An 18,308-nucleotide genomic window follows, 5' to 3' on the forward strand; every position below is an offset into this window, starting at 1 on the left:
ACTATATATAACTGTATATTATATGTATTTCTCAATGGTCAAGGTAGTTGTTATAATACAATCACTAACCAAGGAGGAATAAGAAATGGGAAATGTAACTTTTAGATATGATTTTGTAGGAAGTTTTTTAAGACCACAGGCTCTTAAGGATGCTAAGGAAGCATTGGATAACGGACAGTTATCTCAGGAAGATTATGATCACATTGTAGATGAAGAAGTTGTAAAAGTAGTTAAGAAACAAAAAGAATTAGGATACCATGTAATTACTGATGGAGAATTCAGAAGAACATTCTGGCATTTAGATTTCATGTGGGGATTTGAAGGTGTTGAACATAAGAATACTGGTAATGGTGTAAGATTTAATGGTGAACTTGCAGTATTGGATGATACTTATCTTGTAGGTAAAATTAAGGCAAAAGCACATCCTTTTGTGGAATACTTTAAGTTTTTAAAACAGTTTGAAGATGAAAGCACAGTGGCTAAGTATACTATTCCAGCCCCTGCACAGACATTCCAGCAGATGATTGTACCTGCTAACTTTGAAACTACAAGAAAGTTTTATGCCACAAATGAAGAACTCATTCATGATATTGGTGTGGCTTATCAGGACGTCATTAAACAGTTCTATGATGCAGGATGTCGCAATCTACAGTTAGATGACTGTACTTGGGGTGCGATTGTAGGAGATGCCGCAAAACAGAGATATGAATCTTTAGGACTTGATTTGGAAGAAGTAAAGGCTGAATTACTTGCAGTCAATAACCTTGCATTAGAAAATAAACCAGAAGATATGGTGATTACATCACATATCTGTCGTGGTAATTACCATTCTACATTCTTTGCGAAAGGTCCTTATAATTCTGTAGCTGATTATGTATTTGCGAAAGAAAATGTGGATGCTTTATATCTAGAATATGATGATGAAAGATCTGGAGGATTTGCACCTCTCGCAAAAGTATCAGAAGATAAAAAGGTTGTATTAGGGTTGATTACAACTAAGACACCTGAATTAGAAGATAAAGAAACAGTGATTAAGAGAATTCATGAGGCTGCTAAGTTTATTCCACTAGATAGACTCTATTTAAGTCCACAATGTGGATTCGCTTCTTGTGCAATCGGTAATAAACTCACTGAAGAACAGCAGTGGGCTAAATTAAAATTAGTCAAAGAAATTGCGGAAGAGGTATGGGGATAAGAACTTCGAAAGAAGTTCTTTTTTCATACATAAAAAGAAGTAAGATCACTCTTACTTCTTATATCATTGAACAGCCGCCTCTGTTGCCACCACGTTTATCATCTACTTCGTAGTGGGCATTGAATTCTCTGTTGATTTCATCTAATTCCTTTAAACCATCAATATATGCATCATACATAGAAATGATTCCCTGTGAACATCCATCACATAAACCATCTACTATACCTAATGCATCATTCACAATTTGTTCTCTCTGTTCTCTTGTTGTATTCTTGATTAAAATATCTTCTTTGATCATAGTAACCCCCTGTATTGTCCTTTGTCCTTATTTTTAAATCTAATTGCATTCACAGGACAATGATGTAAACATCTTAAACACATCATACACTGTTCTTTCTTGAATGTCACATGATCTTTCATTTCTATCGCCTGTTCAGGGCATTCTTTCACACATAAGCCACAATGAATACAAGATTCATCAATAGTGAGGTTATATGTTTTTCTTACCTGTTTATATTGAAACGAACAGGCCTTATTAATAAAAACTGGGACTGTTCCTTTCAAGTAGTCCCCTATTCTTCTTTCCTTGATCTGTATAATGATTTCCTCTATTTGAGGATCTATTTGAGATTCTATCTTTTCATTTTTAGATGCATCATACATAGGAATATATGTATCCACCATTTTCACACCATACATGGCATAAAAACCTGTCCCCTTTTTCTGCATGATCTTGTTGGCCTCTTTCCCAATATTACCTGGTTTACCACCATAAGTGACTACAAAATACAAATATGATTTGGAAGAGACAGACAATCTTTCTAAGAAATCCTTCACAATATCAGGTAATCCAAAGAAATAAACAGGTGTGACTATACCAATCATTTCATCCTGTTTAATACCTTGAGCTGATTCAATAGATTGCATTGTATCCTGTAAGGACTTTGAAAGTACTTCTGCCACATAGTGACTATTTCCTGTTCCACTAAAATAATAAATCATTGTATTTGCTCCTTTGAAAAAAGGAAACGCATTGCGTTTCCTTATGGTCTCATTCCTAATCCACCTTCAAGAGTGATTGTTTCACCAGTCATATATTTGAAGTCTGGAGAAGTTAATTGTACAACAACACGTCCGATTTCTTTTTCATTGTCACCAAAATGTCCCATAGGTGGTGTATGAACATTGGCCTTGAAAGCTTCTGGATAAGCTTTTTCAAACTTTTCAAGCTGTGCAGTCCAAGCAAGTGGGCATACAACGTTTACGTTGATACCATCTGCAGCCCATTCAGTTGCAGCAACACGTGTTAAACCACGGATACCTTCTTTTGCAGCTGCATAAGAGCACTGACCTTTGTTTCCGAATAATCCAGCACCAGATGCGAAGTTGATAACTGAACCTTTTGTTTCTTTTAAGTATGGATAACATGCTTTCATATAATAGAATGCTGCATATAATCCTGAATACATAGCTAAATCAAACTGTTCCGTAGTATGTTCTGCAAGAGATACACCAGATGCACTTGCCTGCGCATTATTGACTAATGCATCAATATGACCAAACTTTTCAATTGCCTTTTCAACAACTGCTTTTACTACTGCTTCATTATCAGCACCTGCATTCACATCAGCCTGTACTGGAAGAACTTCTACATTATAAAGTCTTTCAATTTCTTCTTTTGCATCTTCTAGTTTCTTTAGGTTACGTCCAGTGATGACAATATTTGCGCCTTCTTTCGCAAATGCTGTTACGATACCATAACCAATTGAACCACATGTTCCATCTTCAAGTACTGCACGTCCACCACCAGTCACAATGACAGTCTTACCTTCTAAAAAGCCCATATTATTTACCTTCTTTCTTTTAATTTAAAAGCGTTAATATAATTATACATGAATTAATTATAAATGTGTGAAATATGATATATATTAATTAATTCCTTTGTCTACTTCATTCTTGCTTGGAATGCTGAACATTTCATTACTGATGATATTTTCAGGATCATCCACACCCTGATTCAACAACATGATCAGTGATACCCAGACAAAGATATCATAAGGGTTGAAATACTTATTCTTTTCTAGGAAACGGAGCTTTGACTGCGCAAAGTTTACGATGTTATCTCTATTTTCTATAATAAATTCATCGAGTTCATGAACATACATATAGCCTAGATTATGGAATCTTTTTACAACTCTTAATTCAGATATAATATAAGGCTCTTCTTTGATTGATACATTGAACTGTTCACAGATAATCTGTGTTAATTCACTCATAATAGGAGAATCATGATAATAAGTCATGAGAGAGTTATAGTTCAAGTCTGTCTTTAACACCTTCTCTATATGATCAATACCCCTATTGTATTCTTCTATATCATCTCTTATATTCACAAATTCTTCATCTAGAATTTCTAGAGTTGCACTCAGTCTTGTGAGTCTTCTACGAATATCCTTAGGAATTTCATATTGTGACTTATAACCTAGACCATGTTCTACTTCAGCCCAAGAATGCTGGAGAATAGTTCTAATCTGTATTTCAAAGACAATATGACGATAATCTGAGTATTCAATCATATTCAGTCTTGCTTCATTATATTTTACTAATAAATGAAGAGAGTTATAACCGAAATCAATACGGTCATCATAGTTCTTCTTTCTCTTATCATTGTATTCCACAATATCAAAATTCTGTTTAATTAGTTTATATATGACATCAATATCTGATTCAAACAATGTAATAATACGGCATGCAACGATATCTGTAATATCATTAACATCCTTGTACTTATGTTTTAAACAGATCTTACGTCTTAATGCATCTTCTGTTTTAATACGTATCGCAAAATTAGAAATCTTTATATTATTCTTTGTAATGATATTTTCAATAATATCTGTAATATCATGTTTTAATGAACGATAAAGACTCTGATTGTCATAATATTGCTGGATGATATGATTTTCGATTCTTTTATCCATCTTTTACACCTCTTAACTATCATATATATGATACATTAACTTAATATGAAGAAAAAGCGAAAGATTAATTCTTTCGCTTTTAATGGTTAGTCTTACACATATTCATTAGTTAATTTTTTCTGCCTGTATATAATCGTCCAATATTCATTCCTATTTTTTGTGCAAATGCACATTTTTATGTAATACACTGAAACATGCTGCACTCACAACACTCTATTAAATCAAAAAAACGCCAGAACTGGATATCAAAATCCTATACCGACGTTTTTGACCACAATTGTCCTATTAACTTTTCACTTTAGTTCTTTCGCTTTTGATAGTTTCTTAAGTAATATATACCAGCAACACCCACAACAATAAATACTATAGATGTAAGTTGGGCCATACGGATAGGACCTAACATAAGTGAGTCAGTACGTAATCCTTCCACAAAGAATCTCACAATACCATAACCGATAAAGTAAGAGAAGAACTGTTCACCTGTACATTGTGCTTTCTTCTTAACTACAAGAATAATCACAAGAAAGACAATCAAGTTTCCTACTGATTCATAAAGGAATGTAGGATGATGATAAGCCCCCTCAATATACATATTATTAATAATAAATTGAGGAAGATGTAATAGTTTGAGGAATTTTAATGAAACAGCTGAACCAAATGCTTCATGGTTAAAGAAGTTTCCCCAGCGACCACATGCCTGCGCAATGAGTACACCTGGCATAATCGCATCACCTGCCACCAAGAAAGGAATATCCTTCTTTTTAAAGAAGTAATAGCTATAGATGAGTGCTGCTATGATTCCACCTTGTATCGCAAGCCCACCATGCCATATCGCAATAATTTCTTCAGGATGAGACATATAGAGTTCTTTCCACATGAAGATGACATACCAGATACGGGCACCGACAATTCCTGTCATGAGTACTCCAAAGAAGTAATCTGATAAAATTTCAGAACTATAGCCTAATTTCTTAAAATTATACTGACCTAGCATGTAGGCGATGAATGCACCAATAATGATACATACTGCATACATATGAATCTGCAGACCACCGATTTTAAGAAATATATTATATTCTGGAAAGAATTGCATAACTTACACCTGCTTACTTTTAATGTTTTCAAGGATTCTATTCACAAATTCTTTACTTGAATCAAATCCAGAATCCTTAAGCTGCATATTCATGACAGCCGCTTCAATAATAACTGACATAGAACGTCCACCAGTTACTGGTACAACGATCTTAGGAATAGGAACTGAAAGAATATCTTCAGTAACATCATCTTCTTCTACTCCGATACGTCTATATTCACGAGATGGTAACCATCTTTCTAACTGAATAATAAGGTCTACCTTTTCTTTTGGAAGAACACTCGCAGCTCCAAACATCTTAGAAGCATCAATAACACCAATACCACGGATTTCTAATAGATTCTTTAAAACTGTTGGTGCTTTCCCAATAATAGACTGCCCAATATGGTAGAGTTCTACTGCATCATCCGCAATCAACTGATGTCCTCTCTTAATAAGTTCAAGTGCGATTTCGGATTTACCAATACCACTATCCCCTTTGATAATAACACCTTTACCATAAATATTTAAGAATACACCATGAATCTGTGTTTCAGGTGCTAATAATTCATCTAATTTACCCATTAAGTTAATAGAAACTCTTCCTGTTGCCATCTCTGTTTCAAAGATTGGGAAGTTTCTCTTACAAGCAATATTTCTAAGTATTTCTGGTGCTTCATAACCCTTTGCGATAATGATACAAGGTGTTTCATCATTCACTAACTTAGAAAAACAAGCCAATTGACTTTCCTTAGTCATTTCCTTAATAAATATATTTTCTTTATCACCTAATAGAATAATTCTTCTAAAATCACTATGTTTAAAGAAGCCGGCAAGTTCAAAACCAGGACGATTTATTTCTGCGACAAATACTTCTCTTTCTAAAGATTCTTCATCTCCAGATACACGTTTATAGGCTGGATTATTCATCAAGTCTTTTAGTTTTACGGACTTTCCCATAAAATACCTCCTTACAATAGGTTCTTAAGAAAGCGTCCTGTATGGCTCTTTTCACACTTTGCGACCTTTTCAGGGGTGCCTTCTACGACTATTGTACCACCATTGTCGCCGCCTTCCAATCCTAAATCGATGATGTGATCTGCAACCTTAATGACATCTAGATTGTGTTCAATCACTAATACTGTATCACCATTATCCACAATCTTCTGTAATACGCCAATGAGTCTATTCACATCATCACTGTGTAATCCTGTTGTAGGTTCATCAAGAATATATAATGTTTTTCCAGTTGAACGCTTTTGTAATTCTGATGCAAGTTTTACTCTTTGGGCTTCACCACCAGAAAGTGTTGTCGCACTTTGTCCTAGTTTAATATAGCCAAGTCCTACATCATATAATGCTTGTAGTTTAGTATGAATACGAGGAAGATTTTCAAAGAAAGTAAGTGATTCTTCTACAGTCATTTCTAATACATCATAGATGTTCTTATCCTTATAAGTGACCTGTAATGTCTCCTCATTATAACGATGTCCATGACATTCTTCACAAGGTACATAAACATCTGGCAAGAAGTTCATAGAGATACGTTTAACACCATCTCCCTGACATGCTTCACAACGTCCACCTTTCACATTAAATGAGAAACGTCCCTTATCATATCCACGTATTTTAGCTTCTGGAGTCTTCGCAAATAAATCACGAATATCATCAAAGACACCTGTATAAGTGACTGGATTAGAACGTGGTGTACGACCAATTGGTTCCTGTGACACTTCAATTACCTTATCAATATTCTCTATACCACGTATTTCTTTATGTTTACCTGGCAATTCACGTGAACGGTAAATCTTTGCACGTAATGCTTTACATAGAATATCATTCACTAAAGTAGATTTACCTGAACCAGACACACCTGTAACCGCAATAAACTTACCTAATGGAAACTTCACATTAATATTCTTTAAGTTATGTTCCTTAGCCCCACGTACTTCTAAATAAAGACCATTGCCTTTATGTCTTGTTTTAGGAACCTCAATCTTCTTTCTACCAGATAAATAATCACCTGTAATAGAGTTTTCATTGGCAGCGACTTCTTCAGGTGTGCCATAGGCAACTACCTGTCCACCATGAATACCAGCACCAGGTCCAATATCAATAATATAATCAGATTCACGCATTGTATCTTCATCATGTTCTACGACAAGAACACTATTTCCTAAATCACGCATTTCCTGTAGTGTATGAATAAGTTTCTCATTGTCTCTTTGATGAAGACCAATAGACGGTTCATCTAATACATATAAAACACCTGTTAAGCGTGAACCAATCTGAGTAGCTAGACGAATACGCTGTGCTTCACCACCGGATAATCCTCCAGCGCGTCTAGAAAGTGTTAAATATCCAAGTCCTACTTCATTTAAGAATGTCAAACGATCATGAATTTCTTTTAAGATCAAATGCGCAATCTTTTCTTCCATTTCTGATAACTTTAAGTTTTCTACAAACTCTAAAGCTTTCTCAATAGAAAGATTCGTAAATTCAATGATATTTAAACCACCCACCTGTACACTTAAGACCATTTCATTCAGTCTTGCACCGTGGCATGTAGGACAGGTATGTTCAGCCATAAATGAGGCATACCATTCTTTAGACCATTTAGAAGATGTTTCTTCATAACGTCTTTGTATAAGTGTAACAACACCTTCAATATAGTTTGTTGTACGAGAAACATTGCCAGAAGAAGAAACAATTGTATAAGTAATAGGATCATGTGAACCAGTAAAGATAATATCTCTTTCTTCTTCATCAAAGTCCTTTAAAGGTTTATCTAAGTCAATATGATAATATTCACATAGTTTTAAGAATCTCTGCCATTCAATACGATCAGTACCAACTGCTGTCTTAAAATAACGAATACCACCTTCATTAATACTTAAGTTCCAATCTGGTACTAATAAATCTAAATCAACTTCTTCCTTAATACCTAAACCTTTACAATCAGGACAGGCACCTAAGGGATTATTAAATGAGAATAGACGTGGTTCTAGTTTAGGAACAGAGAAACCACAAATAGGACAGGCATAGTTAGAAGAGAAAAGCTTTTCTGTACCCTGAGTCAAATTCTCTACAATAGCTTCACCCTCTGTAAGTTTTAAAGCCGTTTCTAAAGATTCTATCAAACGTGTACGATATCCTTCTTTTTTCTTGATACGATCAACAATAACATCGATAGTATGTTTTTTATTTTTTTCTAGAGTAATGTCTTCATCAAGAGTATACGTGCTTCCATCTACCTTAACTCTGACATACCCTTCTTTTCTTAATTTATCAAAGAGATCTTTATGTGTTCCCTTTTGGTTCATTGCCATACGTGCAAGTATCTGAAGTTTATCTCCATCATCATATGTATCCACAATATCACCCATCTGTTTTAATGTCTGGGCTTCTATCTTAATACCATGATGAGGACAATAAGCATGTCCTACACGTGCATATAATAAACGTAGATAATCATAAATCTCAGTCACTGTACCAACAGTAGAACGAGGATTATTAGATGTTGTTTTCTGATCAATCGCAATAGCGGGTGATAACCCTTCTATTGAATCTACATCCGGTTTTTCCATTCCACCTAAGAACTGTCTTGCATATGAGTTTAATGATTCTACATAACGTCTCTGACCTTCTGCATAGATTGTATCAAACGCAAGAGATGTTTTACCACTTCCTGATAAACCAGTCATAATGACTAATTGATTCTTAGGAATATCTATATTCACATTCTTAAGGTTATTGACACGTGCACCTCTAACCGCAATGACATCCTGTTTCATTCTTCAACCTCCTTATAATCACTTCTTTATTTAAACCTTGTAATTGGTAATCATAGGCAAGAGAAAGGATTTTAGAATAATCCTGATGATTCTCAAAACCTTCATTAATTAAATCTTTACCTGTCACAATAGCTGCAGGAGCATGATCCCCACAAATAGAGATCATTTCCTCTATATATTCATTTAACTCATTAATAGAAGCACTTGTGACCATACCTCTACCTAACTTATCACATCTTGCAAGATAAAGAAGATCTTTTAAAGGAGCCTTCTGATCAATCGCTTTTAAGAAGCGTAAGAATTTGATTTTTCTTGCATGATTACGAGAAAATGTAGGTAATACCATATGATATTGAATCATAGTATAAATATATTTCTTCTGTTTATGAGAAAGAATTAAATCAACCTTCTCATTAAAGAGAGCTGCACCTTCTTCTGCATGACCATAAGCATGTCCTTCTGGTGTTGTCACTAGTGGTTTACCTATATCATGTAATAAAGCACTCCACATAAACCATAACGGTTCACTTGTATGATGCTTACATAAAGCTGCTAAGTCAGTCACCAACATTGTATGATTCCATACACTACCTTCTGGATGATAGTCAGTTCTTTGATGTGTTGTGACTAAATCTTCTAAGTAGAATGGTAAACCATGAATATCTCTTAAGAAATTAAATCCCTGTGAAGGATATAATCCCATCAATATCTTACAATATTCTGTATAAATACGTTCGATACTTAAAGTCTCTAATCCACCTTCTTCTACAATAGATTGACAGAGATTCTTTGTGTCTCCATCCATCTTAAAGCCATAGCGTGACATAAAAGAAGCACCTCTTAATACACGTAATGGATCTTCTGAAAAATGATCTTTATTTGTAGCACGTAAAATACCATTCTTTAAATCTTCCTGTCCTGAATAGAAATCAATCACTTTCTCTGTTTCTACATCATATAACATACTATTAATAGTGAAATCTCTTCTAGCACAGGCTTTTTCTAAAGGAAGATCAGGATCCACAATAATATTAAAATCCTGATGCTTCATTCCTGTCTTCTCTTCTATTCTAGGTAAGGCAAATTCATAACCTTCTAATGTAGAAAGATGTACAACCGCAAAGGATGCACCCATCACCTGCACTGTCCCAAAGGGAGATAATACTTCCTTTAAAGCCTCAAAAGAGAGGTGATGTACTTCTACATCAATATCTTTAGATCTTCTTTTTAATAGAAAATCTCGTACACACCCTCCTACTAAATAGACATGTCCTCCTGCCTGTTTAATTGCCTCAAAAATATCTAATGCGAGAGGTGTGAGATTAAACTTACTTTCCATCTTTAATCTCCTCTATCATATCGCGTAATTCCATAGCTCGTTCAAAGTCAAGCACCTTAGCTGCTTCCTTCATCTGTCTTTCTAATTCCTCAAGAAGAACCTTCTTATCCTTCTTAGGTGCCTTACGGCCTTTCTTGACAAGCTTCTGTGCTTCATCAATGACTTCCTGTCCATGGATTGCTTCTCTAATTTCTTTCTTGATAGTCGTAGGTATAATACCATGGGCTTTATTATAAGCTTCCTGTATTTCTCTACGACGACTTGTTTCATCAATGGCACGCTGCATTGAATCAGTAATACGGTCTGCATACATGATTACATGACCGTCCGCATTTCTTGCAGCACGACCAATTGTCTGAATCAATGAACGTTCACTTCTTAAGAACCCTTCCTTATCTGCATCTAAAATACATACAAGAGAGACTTCTGGAAGGTCTAAACCTTCTCTTAATAAGTTGATACCAATTAAAACATCATATTTACCTAAACGTAAATCTCTTAATATTTCTGTACGTTCTAATGTCTTTGTTTCTGAATGAAGATAAGCGACCTTTAAACCAAATTCCTTAAGATAATCAGTTAAATCTTCAGCCATTCTCTTTGTAAGAGTCGTAATAAGTACACGTTCATTTCTTTCTATACGTAACTGTATTTCACTAATAATATCATCAATCTGATCTTCAATAGGACGCACTTCAATAATAGGATCTAATAATCCTGTTGGACGAATAATCTGTTCAACATATTCACCATGGACACCTTCTAATTCATAATCACCCGGTGTGGCAGATACAAATATTGCCTGGGGAATAAGCTTTTCAAACTCTTCAAAACGAAGTGGTCTGTTATCTAAAGCACTTGGTAAACGAAAGCCATATTCTACCAATGTTTCTTTACGGCTTCTATCTCCGTTAAACATACCTCTGATCTGTGGAAGCATAACATGAGATTCATCGACAATAAGTAAGAAATCATCAGGGAAATAATCTATTAAACAATAAGGTCTTTCTCCTGGTTTTCTCCCATCAATATGACGTGAATAGTTTTCAATACCTGGACAGATACCCACTTCTCTCAACATTTCAATATCATGTCTTGTACGGTTATCTATTCTTTCATATTCAAGAGGTTTTGCGGCATCTTGATAATATTGTAGACGATCTTTTAATTCTTCTTCTATCGTATCACAGGCATGAAGCATCTTTTCACGACTTGTAATATATTCTTCAGCCGGATAAATTGTATAAGTATTATAAGATGCTTGAACATGACCAGTCAGAGGATCTACTTCTGTAATACGATCTACTTCATCACCAAATAATTCAATACGTATAATATAAGATTCAGTATGACCTGGTACTATTTCAATCACATCACCACGTACTCTAAAAGTACCTTTGACCTGATCCATATCATTTCTTGTATATTGTCTATCGACTAAGAATGTAAGTAATTCACGTCGATCTATTTCTTGTCCTACACGTAAGGAGAAGATCATTTCCTGATAACTCTGTGGATTACCTAACCCATAAATAGCTGCCACAGAGGCTACGACAATTGTATCTTTTCTTTCTAATAAAGAGTTCATCGCAGCAGCTCTTAACATCTCTATTTCTTCATTTGTCTGTGATTCTTTATCAATATATGTATCACTCTTGGGTATATAGGCTTCTGGCTGGTAGAAATCGAAGTTTGAAATAAAGTATTCTACACGATTTTCTGGAAAGAATTCCTTTAATTCACTATATAACTGTCCTGCAAGAGTTTTATTATGTGATAGTACAAGAGTAGGTTTATTCACCTGTGCAATGACATTCGCAAAAGTAAATGTCTTACCAGTTCCTGTACCACCTAATAATACCTGTGTCTTTTTACCTTGATGAATACCTTCTACTAATTCTTTAATAGCCTCGGGCTGGTCACCCATTGGTTTAAATTTTGATACAAGCTTGTAAGACATAAAATCCCCTCTTTCTATATTAAAGTAAGTACCTTCTGTAAACTATTATCATATTCCTTATGACTTAATCTTTCTGCAAGTACAGAAACCATGCATTCCTGATCACTATATTCTAATACGCCATCTACAGTTAATCCATGATCCTGTTCAAAACGTTTTAATGCATCACTCACTCCTTGTGAGAAATAACCATCTGTACGACCTGGATTATAACCTAACACATCTAATAATCTTTCCATCACAATAATAGAATTATTCACATTATCCACATAAAACTTATCACTATAATAAGTAAAATAAGCTGATAAGAGAGATTGATCCTCTACAGTGACATCTGGAGTCCATCCCTTCTTATTAATATTCACACCCTTAGGTGTATACCACTTTGCATAAGTGTATTTCAATACAGAACCATCAGATAAGTTCGTCTGTGCCTGGATAGTCCCTTTCCCATAAGACTGCTGCCCAATAAGTTTATATCCCTGTATTTCTTTAAATGTACCTGCACATAATTCAGATGCACTTGCAGTACCACTATTCATTAAAATATAACCATTAGAAAATGCATAATGTGTCTTACTATTATCCTTATATGTTTCAGTCTGACCCTTCTTATTCTTAACAGTAAAGAGTGTCTCTCCCTTCTCATTAAATAAAGAAAGAAGATCTCTTGCAGCAGTAATATAACCTCCACCATTACCTCTTAAATCTAGAATAATATCTGAGACATTCTGTTTCTTAAATTCTTTTAAAGCTTTTTCTACATGCTGAGCAGTTGTATCACCAAAAGTAGAAATATTCACATAACCATATGTTTTATTATTTGTAGTACCTACATAATAAGTCACATCGGAACTGAAATTCTTACGTACTGCTTTTACATTTAAAGTCTGTTGAAATCTTTTTACTTTTAAAGAGACTTCTGTCCCTTCATTTCCTTTAATATATTCCTGCATTTCAGTACTAGTCATACCAGAAAGTGATTTATTATCAGCATCAGTAATGATATCTCCTGCTTTAAGACCTGCATTTTCTGCACTGCTTCCTTCAATAATACCGGTTAATAAAGCACCGCTATGTACAGGTGAGAAATAAACACCAATACCACTGTAATTACCATTAATATCACTATTAAATTCTTTATTCTCTTGTGTAGACATATAAGAAGAATGTGAATCACCTAAACCATCTACCAATCCTGCAATCATACGATCTTGAATAGATGTTTTAGAATCAGATGTATCCAGCCAATTATTATTAAGAAGTTCTAATACTTCATCTACTACTGTCATATTTGTCTTATCTTCAGCACTTGCATCACTATTATGAAAGACTAAATAACCACTCCCAAATCCAAGAGCTAAACATAATACACCTATGACTATATATTTGATTAATAAGTTTTTCTTTCTTTTATTGAATTCCATGTTCAAGTCACCTCGTTTCATTATTTTATCATAACATGACTGTTTTGAGTAGAAACTTGACCAAAAAGAAAAGATCCCTATAATAGGGATCTTCCATTATTTAATTCAGATCTGATTAAGCTAATTCTGAGAAATACTTGATTGTCTTAACCATGTTAGAAGTGAATGAGTTTTCATTGTCGTACCAAGATACAACCTGAACTTCACTATTTCCATCAGGTAAAGCGTTAACCATAGTCTGAGTTGCGTCAAATAATGAACCGTAAGTCATTCCAACGATGTCAGAAGATACGATTTCGTCTTCATTGTAACCGAATGAATCAGTTGCAGCAGCCTTCATAGCAGCGTTAACTTCATCAACAGTAACAGTACCCTTAACAACAGCTGTTAAAACTGTAGTTGATCCAGTTGGAACTGGTACACGAACTGCAGAACCGATTAATTTACCATTTAATTCTGGGATAACTAAACCGATAGCTTTTGCAGCACCTGTAGATGTTGGTACGATGTTAACTGCAGCAGCTCTAGATCTTCTTAAGTTACCTTTTCTCTGTGGTCCATCAAGAAGCATCTGGTCACCAGTGTAACCATGAACTGTTAACATGATACCACCCTGGATTTCTGCTAACTTGTTTAATGCATTAGCCATTGGAGCTAAGCAGTTTGTAGTACAAGAAGCTGCAGAGATAACCTTATCTTCTGTTGTTAATGTTTCGTTGTTTACGTTGAATACGATAGTCTTAAGATCGCTTCCAGCTGGAGCTGAAATAACAACCTTCTTAGCACCTGCAGCTACATGAGCTTCAGCTTTTGCTTTTGAAGTGTAGAAACCAGTACATTCAAGTACTACGTCTACGTCTAATTCACCCCAAGGTAATTTAGAAGCATCTGGTTCTTTATAGATAGTGATCTTCTTACCGTTAACTGTGATGTAATCTTCTCCTGCTTCTACTGTATCAGCATGAGCATATTTACCCTGTGAAGAATCATACTTTAATAAGTAAGCTAACATTTTAGGTGAAGTTAAATCGTTGATAGCTACTACTTCATAACCTTCTGCATCAAACATCTGTCTGAATGCTAAACGACCGATACGGCCAAATCCGTTAATTGCAACTTTTACTGCCATAATATGACATTCCTCCTTAAATAATTTCTATTTGTATTATAATCCAGCACTTAACTAAAATCAACTATTTCACAAGGATTTATGTAAAGGTAAACCCTTTCATCAAAACTTTTTTTAATGTTTAGAATAAAACACAAAAATAAAGCATAATCATGTAAAAACTATATTAATTTATAGAAAAAAAGAATAAGGATTTCTCCTTATTCTTCTTCACCATAGTTATCTTCAACTAAGCCTTCGTCTTCTTCTTCAGCGCTTTCTTCTGATTCATCTTCATTGTAGATATCATTCATATCGATATGTACTTCTTCGAATCTGTGTCTTGTTCTAAGATCCCATTTGTTTTCACCAATAGTGATCATACGACCATCTAAGATCATATTTGTATAGAATAATGATTCGTTATCATCTTTCTGTTCTTCATCGAATTCTTTCTTTTCAGCAACTTCTTTCCAAATATCATAGAAACTCATTGCTCCTGCTGATTTAGTAAGAATTTCGAATGCGATATTTACCATTGACTCTTGTCTGTAATCCATAGTAGCCTCCTACATCTTTTCTGGTGCATGGACACCAATTAAGTTTAATGCGTTAGCAAGTGTAATGCGTGTTGCTTCTACAAGTGCTAAACGTTGAGAAGATAATTCTTTGTTTTCTTCATCAATTACGTGACAGTCACCATAGAATGAATGGAATAACTGTGCTAATTTCTGAATATAATTTGCAATCTTATGAGGGGCTCTTGTACGAGCTGCATCATTGATTGTGTTTTTGAATTCATTAATGTGTTTTAATAATTCAATTTCTTTTGGGTTATTAATCAATTCAAAGTGATCTGCAGGTTCAATGTTCTTTTCTGCTGCTGATCTCATGATTGAACACATTCTTGCATGTGCATACTGTGCATAGTATACAGGGTTTTCATTTGACTGTGATTTTGCAAGTCCTAAGTCAAAATCAAATGGTGTGTTTGCTGCTTTTGCCACAAAGAAATAACGAGTTGCATCTACACCAATATCATCAATTAAGTCACGAATAGTAACAGCGTTACCAGTACGTTTACTCATCTTAACAACTTCACCGTTTTCAACCATTCTTACCATCTGTAAGATATCGATATTCAACTGATCCGCATTATAACCTAAAGCCTGAATAGCTGCTTTCATACGGTTGATATAACCATGGTGGTCAGCACCAAGTAAGTCAACTAAGTAATCATAGCCTCTATTCAACTTACTTAAGTGATATGCAATATCTGGTGTGAAGTATGTATAGCTTCCATCAGTTTTAATAAGAACACGGTCCTTATCATCACCAAAATCAGTTGTTCTAAACCATAAGGCTCCATCCTGTTCATATGTATAGCCTTTTTCTTTTAACTTATTAATTGCAGGTTCAATCTTATTACCTTCATATAAAGAAGTTTCAGAGAACCATACATCAAATGATACACGGAATTCCTTTAAGATATCTTTGATCTTCTGTAATTCATGTTCAGTACCAACCTTACGGAAATAAGCAATGGCTTCTTCTTCAGTTAACTGAGTTAAAGCATCTCCTTCTTTTTCCTTGATACTCTTCGCAATATCAATGACATCCTGTCCCATATATCCATCTTCTGGAATTGGGCGTTCGATATCAAATAATGCAAGATAACGGCTGTATAGAGATAATGCAAGGTTAGTGATCTGTTTACCTGCATCATTAATATAATATTCTCTAGTTACATCATAACCTGCTTTAGTCATGATACGACAGATAGAATCACCTACTGCAGCACCCTTTGCATGACCTAAGTGTAAGTCTCCTGTAGGGTTGGCAGAAACGAATTCTACGTTATATTTCTTTCCTTCACCGAAGTGAGTCTGTCCATAATTATCCTTTTCTGAAAGTACTTCAGTAATTACTGAAGTAAGCGCATCATTTTTCATAAAGAAGTTAATAAAACCAGGACCAGCAATTTCTACTTTTTCTACATGTGCTGCTTCCTGATCAAGTGAATCAACAATGGCTGTCGCAATTTCACGAGGATTCTTATGGAGTGTTCTTGTCAGCTGCATTGCAATGTTAGTAGAATAATCACCATGAGTAGAATCCTTAGGAATCTCAATCATGATATTTTCAGGGGTGATATCTACTGCTTCAAAGCACTTATTAACAGACTGACCAATGGCGATTTTTAGTGAGTTTTCAAGCTTATTTTCAGCCATCTTGTATTCCTCCTTTTTTATTTCATACTCTAAATAATGTATCACAAAATGTTGGACTGTCAAGAATTTTATAGAAGTGGAGAGAATAATCTCAATAATCCTTCTACGAGTCCTTTAAAATGACGGCTGTCATCTATTTTTACAGGTGCACAAATCTCAATCATTTCTCTAAAATCTCTCTTGATTGCAGATAAACATTCTGCTTCATATAATAAGACATTACATTCAAAGTGTAAGTATAAAGAACGATAATCAAAGTTGATTGTTCCTACTGTGGCTGCTTTACCATCTACTAACATGACTTTCGCATGTAAGAAGCCTGGTAAATATTCATACACCTCAATACCAGCACGAATGAGATCATAATAATAAGAACGTGTCACTCTAAAGACAATCTTCTTATCTGGTACATGAGGGACATATAATCTGATCTTAACACCATTCTTAGAAGCCAAGCACAATGCCTTCAACATGACATCATCAATAATAAAATAAGGTGTCATAATATCAATACTTCTAGAAGCATGTGTAATCATATTTAAATAAACAGATTCTCCTACCCCTTCATCATCGAGTGGATCATCTCCATAAGGTAATACATAACCTGTATTCTTAAATGGTTCAGGATGGTAGGTATGGGGTTTAAATTGTTCTATATCTTCTCCATGATATTCCTTATGATAAGCATAGAATGTAGAAAGAAACATAGATGTCAAAGACCATACCGCTTCCCCTTCTAAACGAATCCCTGTATCCTTCCAATGTCCAAAACGCATCTTACAGTTGATATACTCATCTGCTAAGTTAAAACCTCCAGAATAACCAATATAACCATCAATCACACAGATCTTACGATGGTCTCTATGATTCTGGCTTAAAGAGAAGACAGGAATAAAACGGTTAAACATCACTGTTTTAATGCCTGACTCTTCTAATTTCTTCGCAAAGTGAAGAGGTACAGTTGTAAAGGAACCAAAATCATCAAAGATAAAGCGTACATCAACACCTTCTTTAACCTTCTGTTTTAATATTCCAATAATAGTATCAAACATCAGTCCTTTAGAAACAATAAAGTATTCCATAAAGATAAAGTGTTTTGCATGTAAAAGATCTTTAATCATATCCTGGTAGTTATAATCACTTAATGAATAGTACTTACATTCTGTATGATTATATATAGTAAATGATTGTATATTGAGATAAT

15 protein-coding genes are annotated in these 18,308 nt (G+C 34.6%); 1 reads left to right on the forward strand and 14 read right to left on the reverse strand.

Features of this window, described 5'->3' with window-relative positions:
- The first annotated feature begins 85 nt into the window (after positions 1–85).
- The gene (locus ACT8VG_RS00955; protein WP_444195027.1) at positions 86–1,195 is read left to right on the forward strand and encodes a 5-methyltetrahydropteroyltriglutamate--homocysteine S-methyltransferase; all 1,110 of its coding nucleotides are present in this window, start codon (positions 86–88) and stop codon (positions 1,193–1,195) included.
- A 58-nt stretch (positions 1,196–1,253) separates the two neighbouring features.
- Here the strand turns inward: ACT8VG_RS00955 and ACT8VG_RS00960 are convergent, their stop codons facing one another.
- The 14 genes from ACT8VG_RS00960 to ACT8VG_RS01025 all read right to left on the reverse strand — a co-directional run.
- Complete coding sequence (locus ACT8VG_RS00960; RefSeq protein ID WP_117458100.1) at positions 1,254–1,493, reverse strand: purine biosynthesis protein PurH; 240 nt, start codon at positions 1,491–1,493, stop codon at positions 1,254–1,256.
- Positions 1,490–2,197 carry an EFR1 family ferrodoxin gene (locus ACT8VG_RS00965; protein WP_444195028.1) on the reverse strand — a complete coding sequence of 236 codons (708 nt, stop codon included), beginning with the start codon at positions 2,195–2,197 and terminating at the stop codon, positions 1,490–1,492. Before ACT8VG_RS00965 ends, ACT8VG_RS00960 begins: the two co-directional genes overlap by 4 nt.
- A gap of 41 nt (positions 2,198–2,238) precedes the next feature.
- Positions 2,239–3,039: an SDR family NAD(P)-dependent oxidoreductase gene (locus ACT8VG_RS00970; protein ID WP_022425935.1), complete on the reverse strand. Its 801-nt coding sequence runs from the start codon at positions 3,037–3,039 to the stop codon at positions 2,239–2,241.
- 84 nt (positions 3,040–3,123) lie between these two features.
- Entirely contained in the window at positions 3,124–4,173 is a 1,050-nt protein-coding gene (locus tag ACT8VG_RS00975) for a GTP pyrophosphokinase (RefSeq protein ID WP_187011696.1), read from the reverse strand.
- A gap of 298 nt (positions 4,174–4,471) precedes the next feature.
- Positions 4,472–5,266, reverse strand: coding sequence for a prolipoprotein diacylglyceryl transferase (gene lgt, locus ACT8VG_RS00980; RefSeq protein ID WP_187011695.1), 795 nt, complete (start codon positions 5,264–5,266; stop codon positions 4,472–4,474).
- A 3-nt stretch (positions 5,267–5,269) separates the two neighbouring features.
- A complete protein-coding gene (gene hprK / locus ACT8VG_RS00985; RefSeq protein ID WP_117458104.1) occupies positions 5,270–6,205 on the reverse strand; it encodes an HPr(Ser) kinase/phosphatase in 936 nt (311 codons plus the stop codon).
- 11 nt (positions 6,206–6,216) lie between these two features.
- A complete protein-coding gene (gene uvrA / locus ACT8VG_RS00990; RefSeq protein WP_187011694.1) occupies positions 6,217–9,039 on the reverse strand; it encodes an excinuclease ABC subunit UvrA in 2,823 nt (940 codons plus the stop codon).
- Complete coding sequence (locus tag ACT8VG_RS00995; RefSeq protein ID WP_444195029.1) at positions 9,014–10,378, reverse strand: CCA tRNA nucleotidyltransferase; 1,365 nt, start codon at positions 10,376–10,378, stop codon at positions 9,014–9,016. Before ACT8VG_RS00995 ends, uvrA begins: the two co-directional genes overlap by 26 nt.
- Positions 10,368–12,338, reverse strand: coding sequence for an excinuclease ABC subunit UvrB (gene uvrB, locus ACT8VG_RS01000; RefSeq protein ID WP_187011692.1), 1,971 nt, complete (start codon positions 12,336–12,338; stop codon positions 10,368–10,370). Before uvrB ends, ACT8VG_RS00995 begins: the two co-directional genes overlap by 11 nt.
- Positions 12,339–12,352: 14 nt before the next feature.
- Positions 12,353–13,765 (reverse strand): S41 family peptidase, encoded by a 1,413-nt coding sequence (locus ACT8VG_RS01005; RefSeq protein WP_444195030.1) that lies wholly within the window; start codon positions 13,763–13,765, stop codon positions 12,353–12,355.
- Between the two features lie 115 nt (positions 13,766–13,880).
- Positions 13,881–14,894 carry a type I glyceraldehyde-3-phosphate dehydrogenase gene (gene gap / locus ACT8VG_RS01010; protein WP_022425943.1) on the reverse strand — a complete coding sequence of 338 codons (1,014 nt, stop codon included), beginning with the start codon at positions 14,892–14,894 and terminating at the stop codon, positions 13,881–13,883.
- Positions 14,895–15,094: 200 nt separating this feature from the next.
- The gene (gene rpoE / locus ACT8VG_RS01015; protein ID WP_187011689.1) at positions 15,095–15,433 is read right to left on the reverse strand and encodes a DNA-directed RNA polymerase subunit delta; all 339 of its coding nucleotides are present in this window, start codon (positions 15,431–15,433) and stop codon (positions 15,095–15,097) included.
- A gap of 9 nt (positions 15,434–15,442) precedes the next feature.
- Positions 15,443–17,104 (reverse strand): arginine--tRNA ligase, encoded by a 1,662-nt coding sequence (argS, locus tag ACT8VG_RS01020; RefSeq protein WP_187011688.1) that lies wholly within the window; start codon positions 17,102–17,104, stop codon positions 15,443–15,445.
- A gap of 68 nt (positions 17,105–17,172) precedes the next feature.
- Positions 17,173–18,308: phospholipase D-like domain-containing protein (locus ACT8VG_RS01025; protein ID WP_444195031.1), on the reverse strand; the 1,136-nt coding region annotated here is incomplete at its 5' end.

Source organism: Catenibacterium sp., from assembly GCF_052354645.1.
GTDB classification, from domain to species: domain Bacteria; phylum Bacillota_I; class Bacilli_A; order Erysipelotrichales; family Coprobacillaceae; genus Catenibacterium; species Catenibacterium mitsuoka_A.

Coding starts and splice junctions, on each gene's coding strand:
- uvrA (WP_187011694.1), bottom strand. CDS start 9,039: ATGAAACAGGATGTCATTGCGGTTAGAGGTGCACGTGTCAATAACCTT.
- ACT8VG_RS00965 (WP_444195028.1), bottom strand. CDS start 2,197: ATGATTTATTATTTTAGTGGAACAGGAAATAGTCACTATGTGGCAGAA.
- gap (WP_022425943.1), bottom strand. CDS start 14,894: ATGGCAGTAAAAGTTGCAATTAACGGATTTGGCCGTATCGGTCGTTTA.
- uvrB (WP_187011692.1), bottom strand. CDS start 12,338: ATGTCTTACAAGCTTGTATCAAAATTTAAACCAATGGGTGACCAGCCC.
- lgt (WP_187011695.1), bottom strand. CDS start 5,266: ATGCAATTCTTTCCAGAATATAATATATTTCTTAAAATCGGTGGTCTG.
- argS (WP_187011688.1), bottom strand. CDS start 17,104: ATGGCTGAAAATAAGCTTGAAAACTCACTAAAAATCGCCATTGGTCAG.
- ACT8VG_RS00970 (WP_022425935.1), bottom strand. CDS start 3,039: ATGGGCTTTTTAGAAGGTAAGACTGTCATTGTGACTGGTGGTGGACGT.
- rpoE (WP_187011689.1), bottom strand. CDS start 15,433: ATGGATTACAGACAAGAGTCAATGGTAAATATCGCATTCGAAATTCTT.
- ACT8VG_RS01005 (WP_444195030.1), bottom strand. CDS start 13,765: ATGGAATTCAATAAAAGAAAGAAAAACTTATTAATCAAATATATAGTC.
- ACT8VG_RS00955 (WP_444195027.1), top strand. CDS start 86: ATGGGAAATGTAACTTTTAGATATGATTTTGTAGGAAGTTTTTTAAGA.
- ACT8VG_RS00960 (WP_117458100.1), bottom strand. CDS start 1,493: ATGATCAAAGAAGATATTTTAATCAAGAATACAACAAGAGAACAGAGA.
- ACT8VG_RS00995 (WP_444195029.1), bottom strand. CDS start 10,378: ATGGAAAGTAAGTTTAATCTCACACCTCTCGCATTAGATATTTTTGAG.
- ACT8VG_RS00975 (WP_187011696.1), bottom strand. CDS start 4,173: ATGGATAAAAGAATCGAAAATCATATCATCCAGCAATATTATGACAAT.
- hprK (WP_117458104.1), bottom strand. CDS start 6,205: ATGGGAAAGTCCGTAAAACTAAAAGACTTGATGAATAATCCAGCCTAT.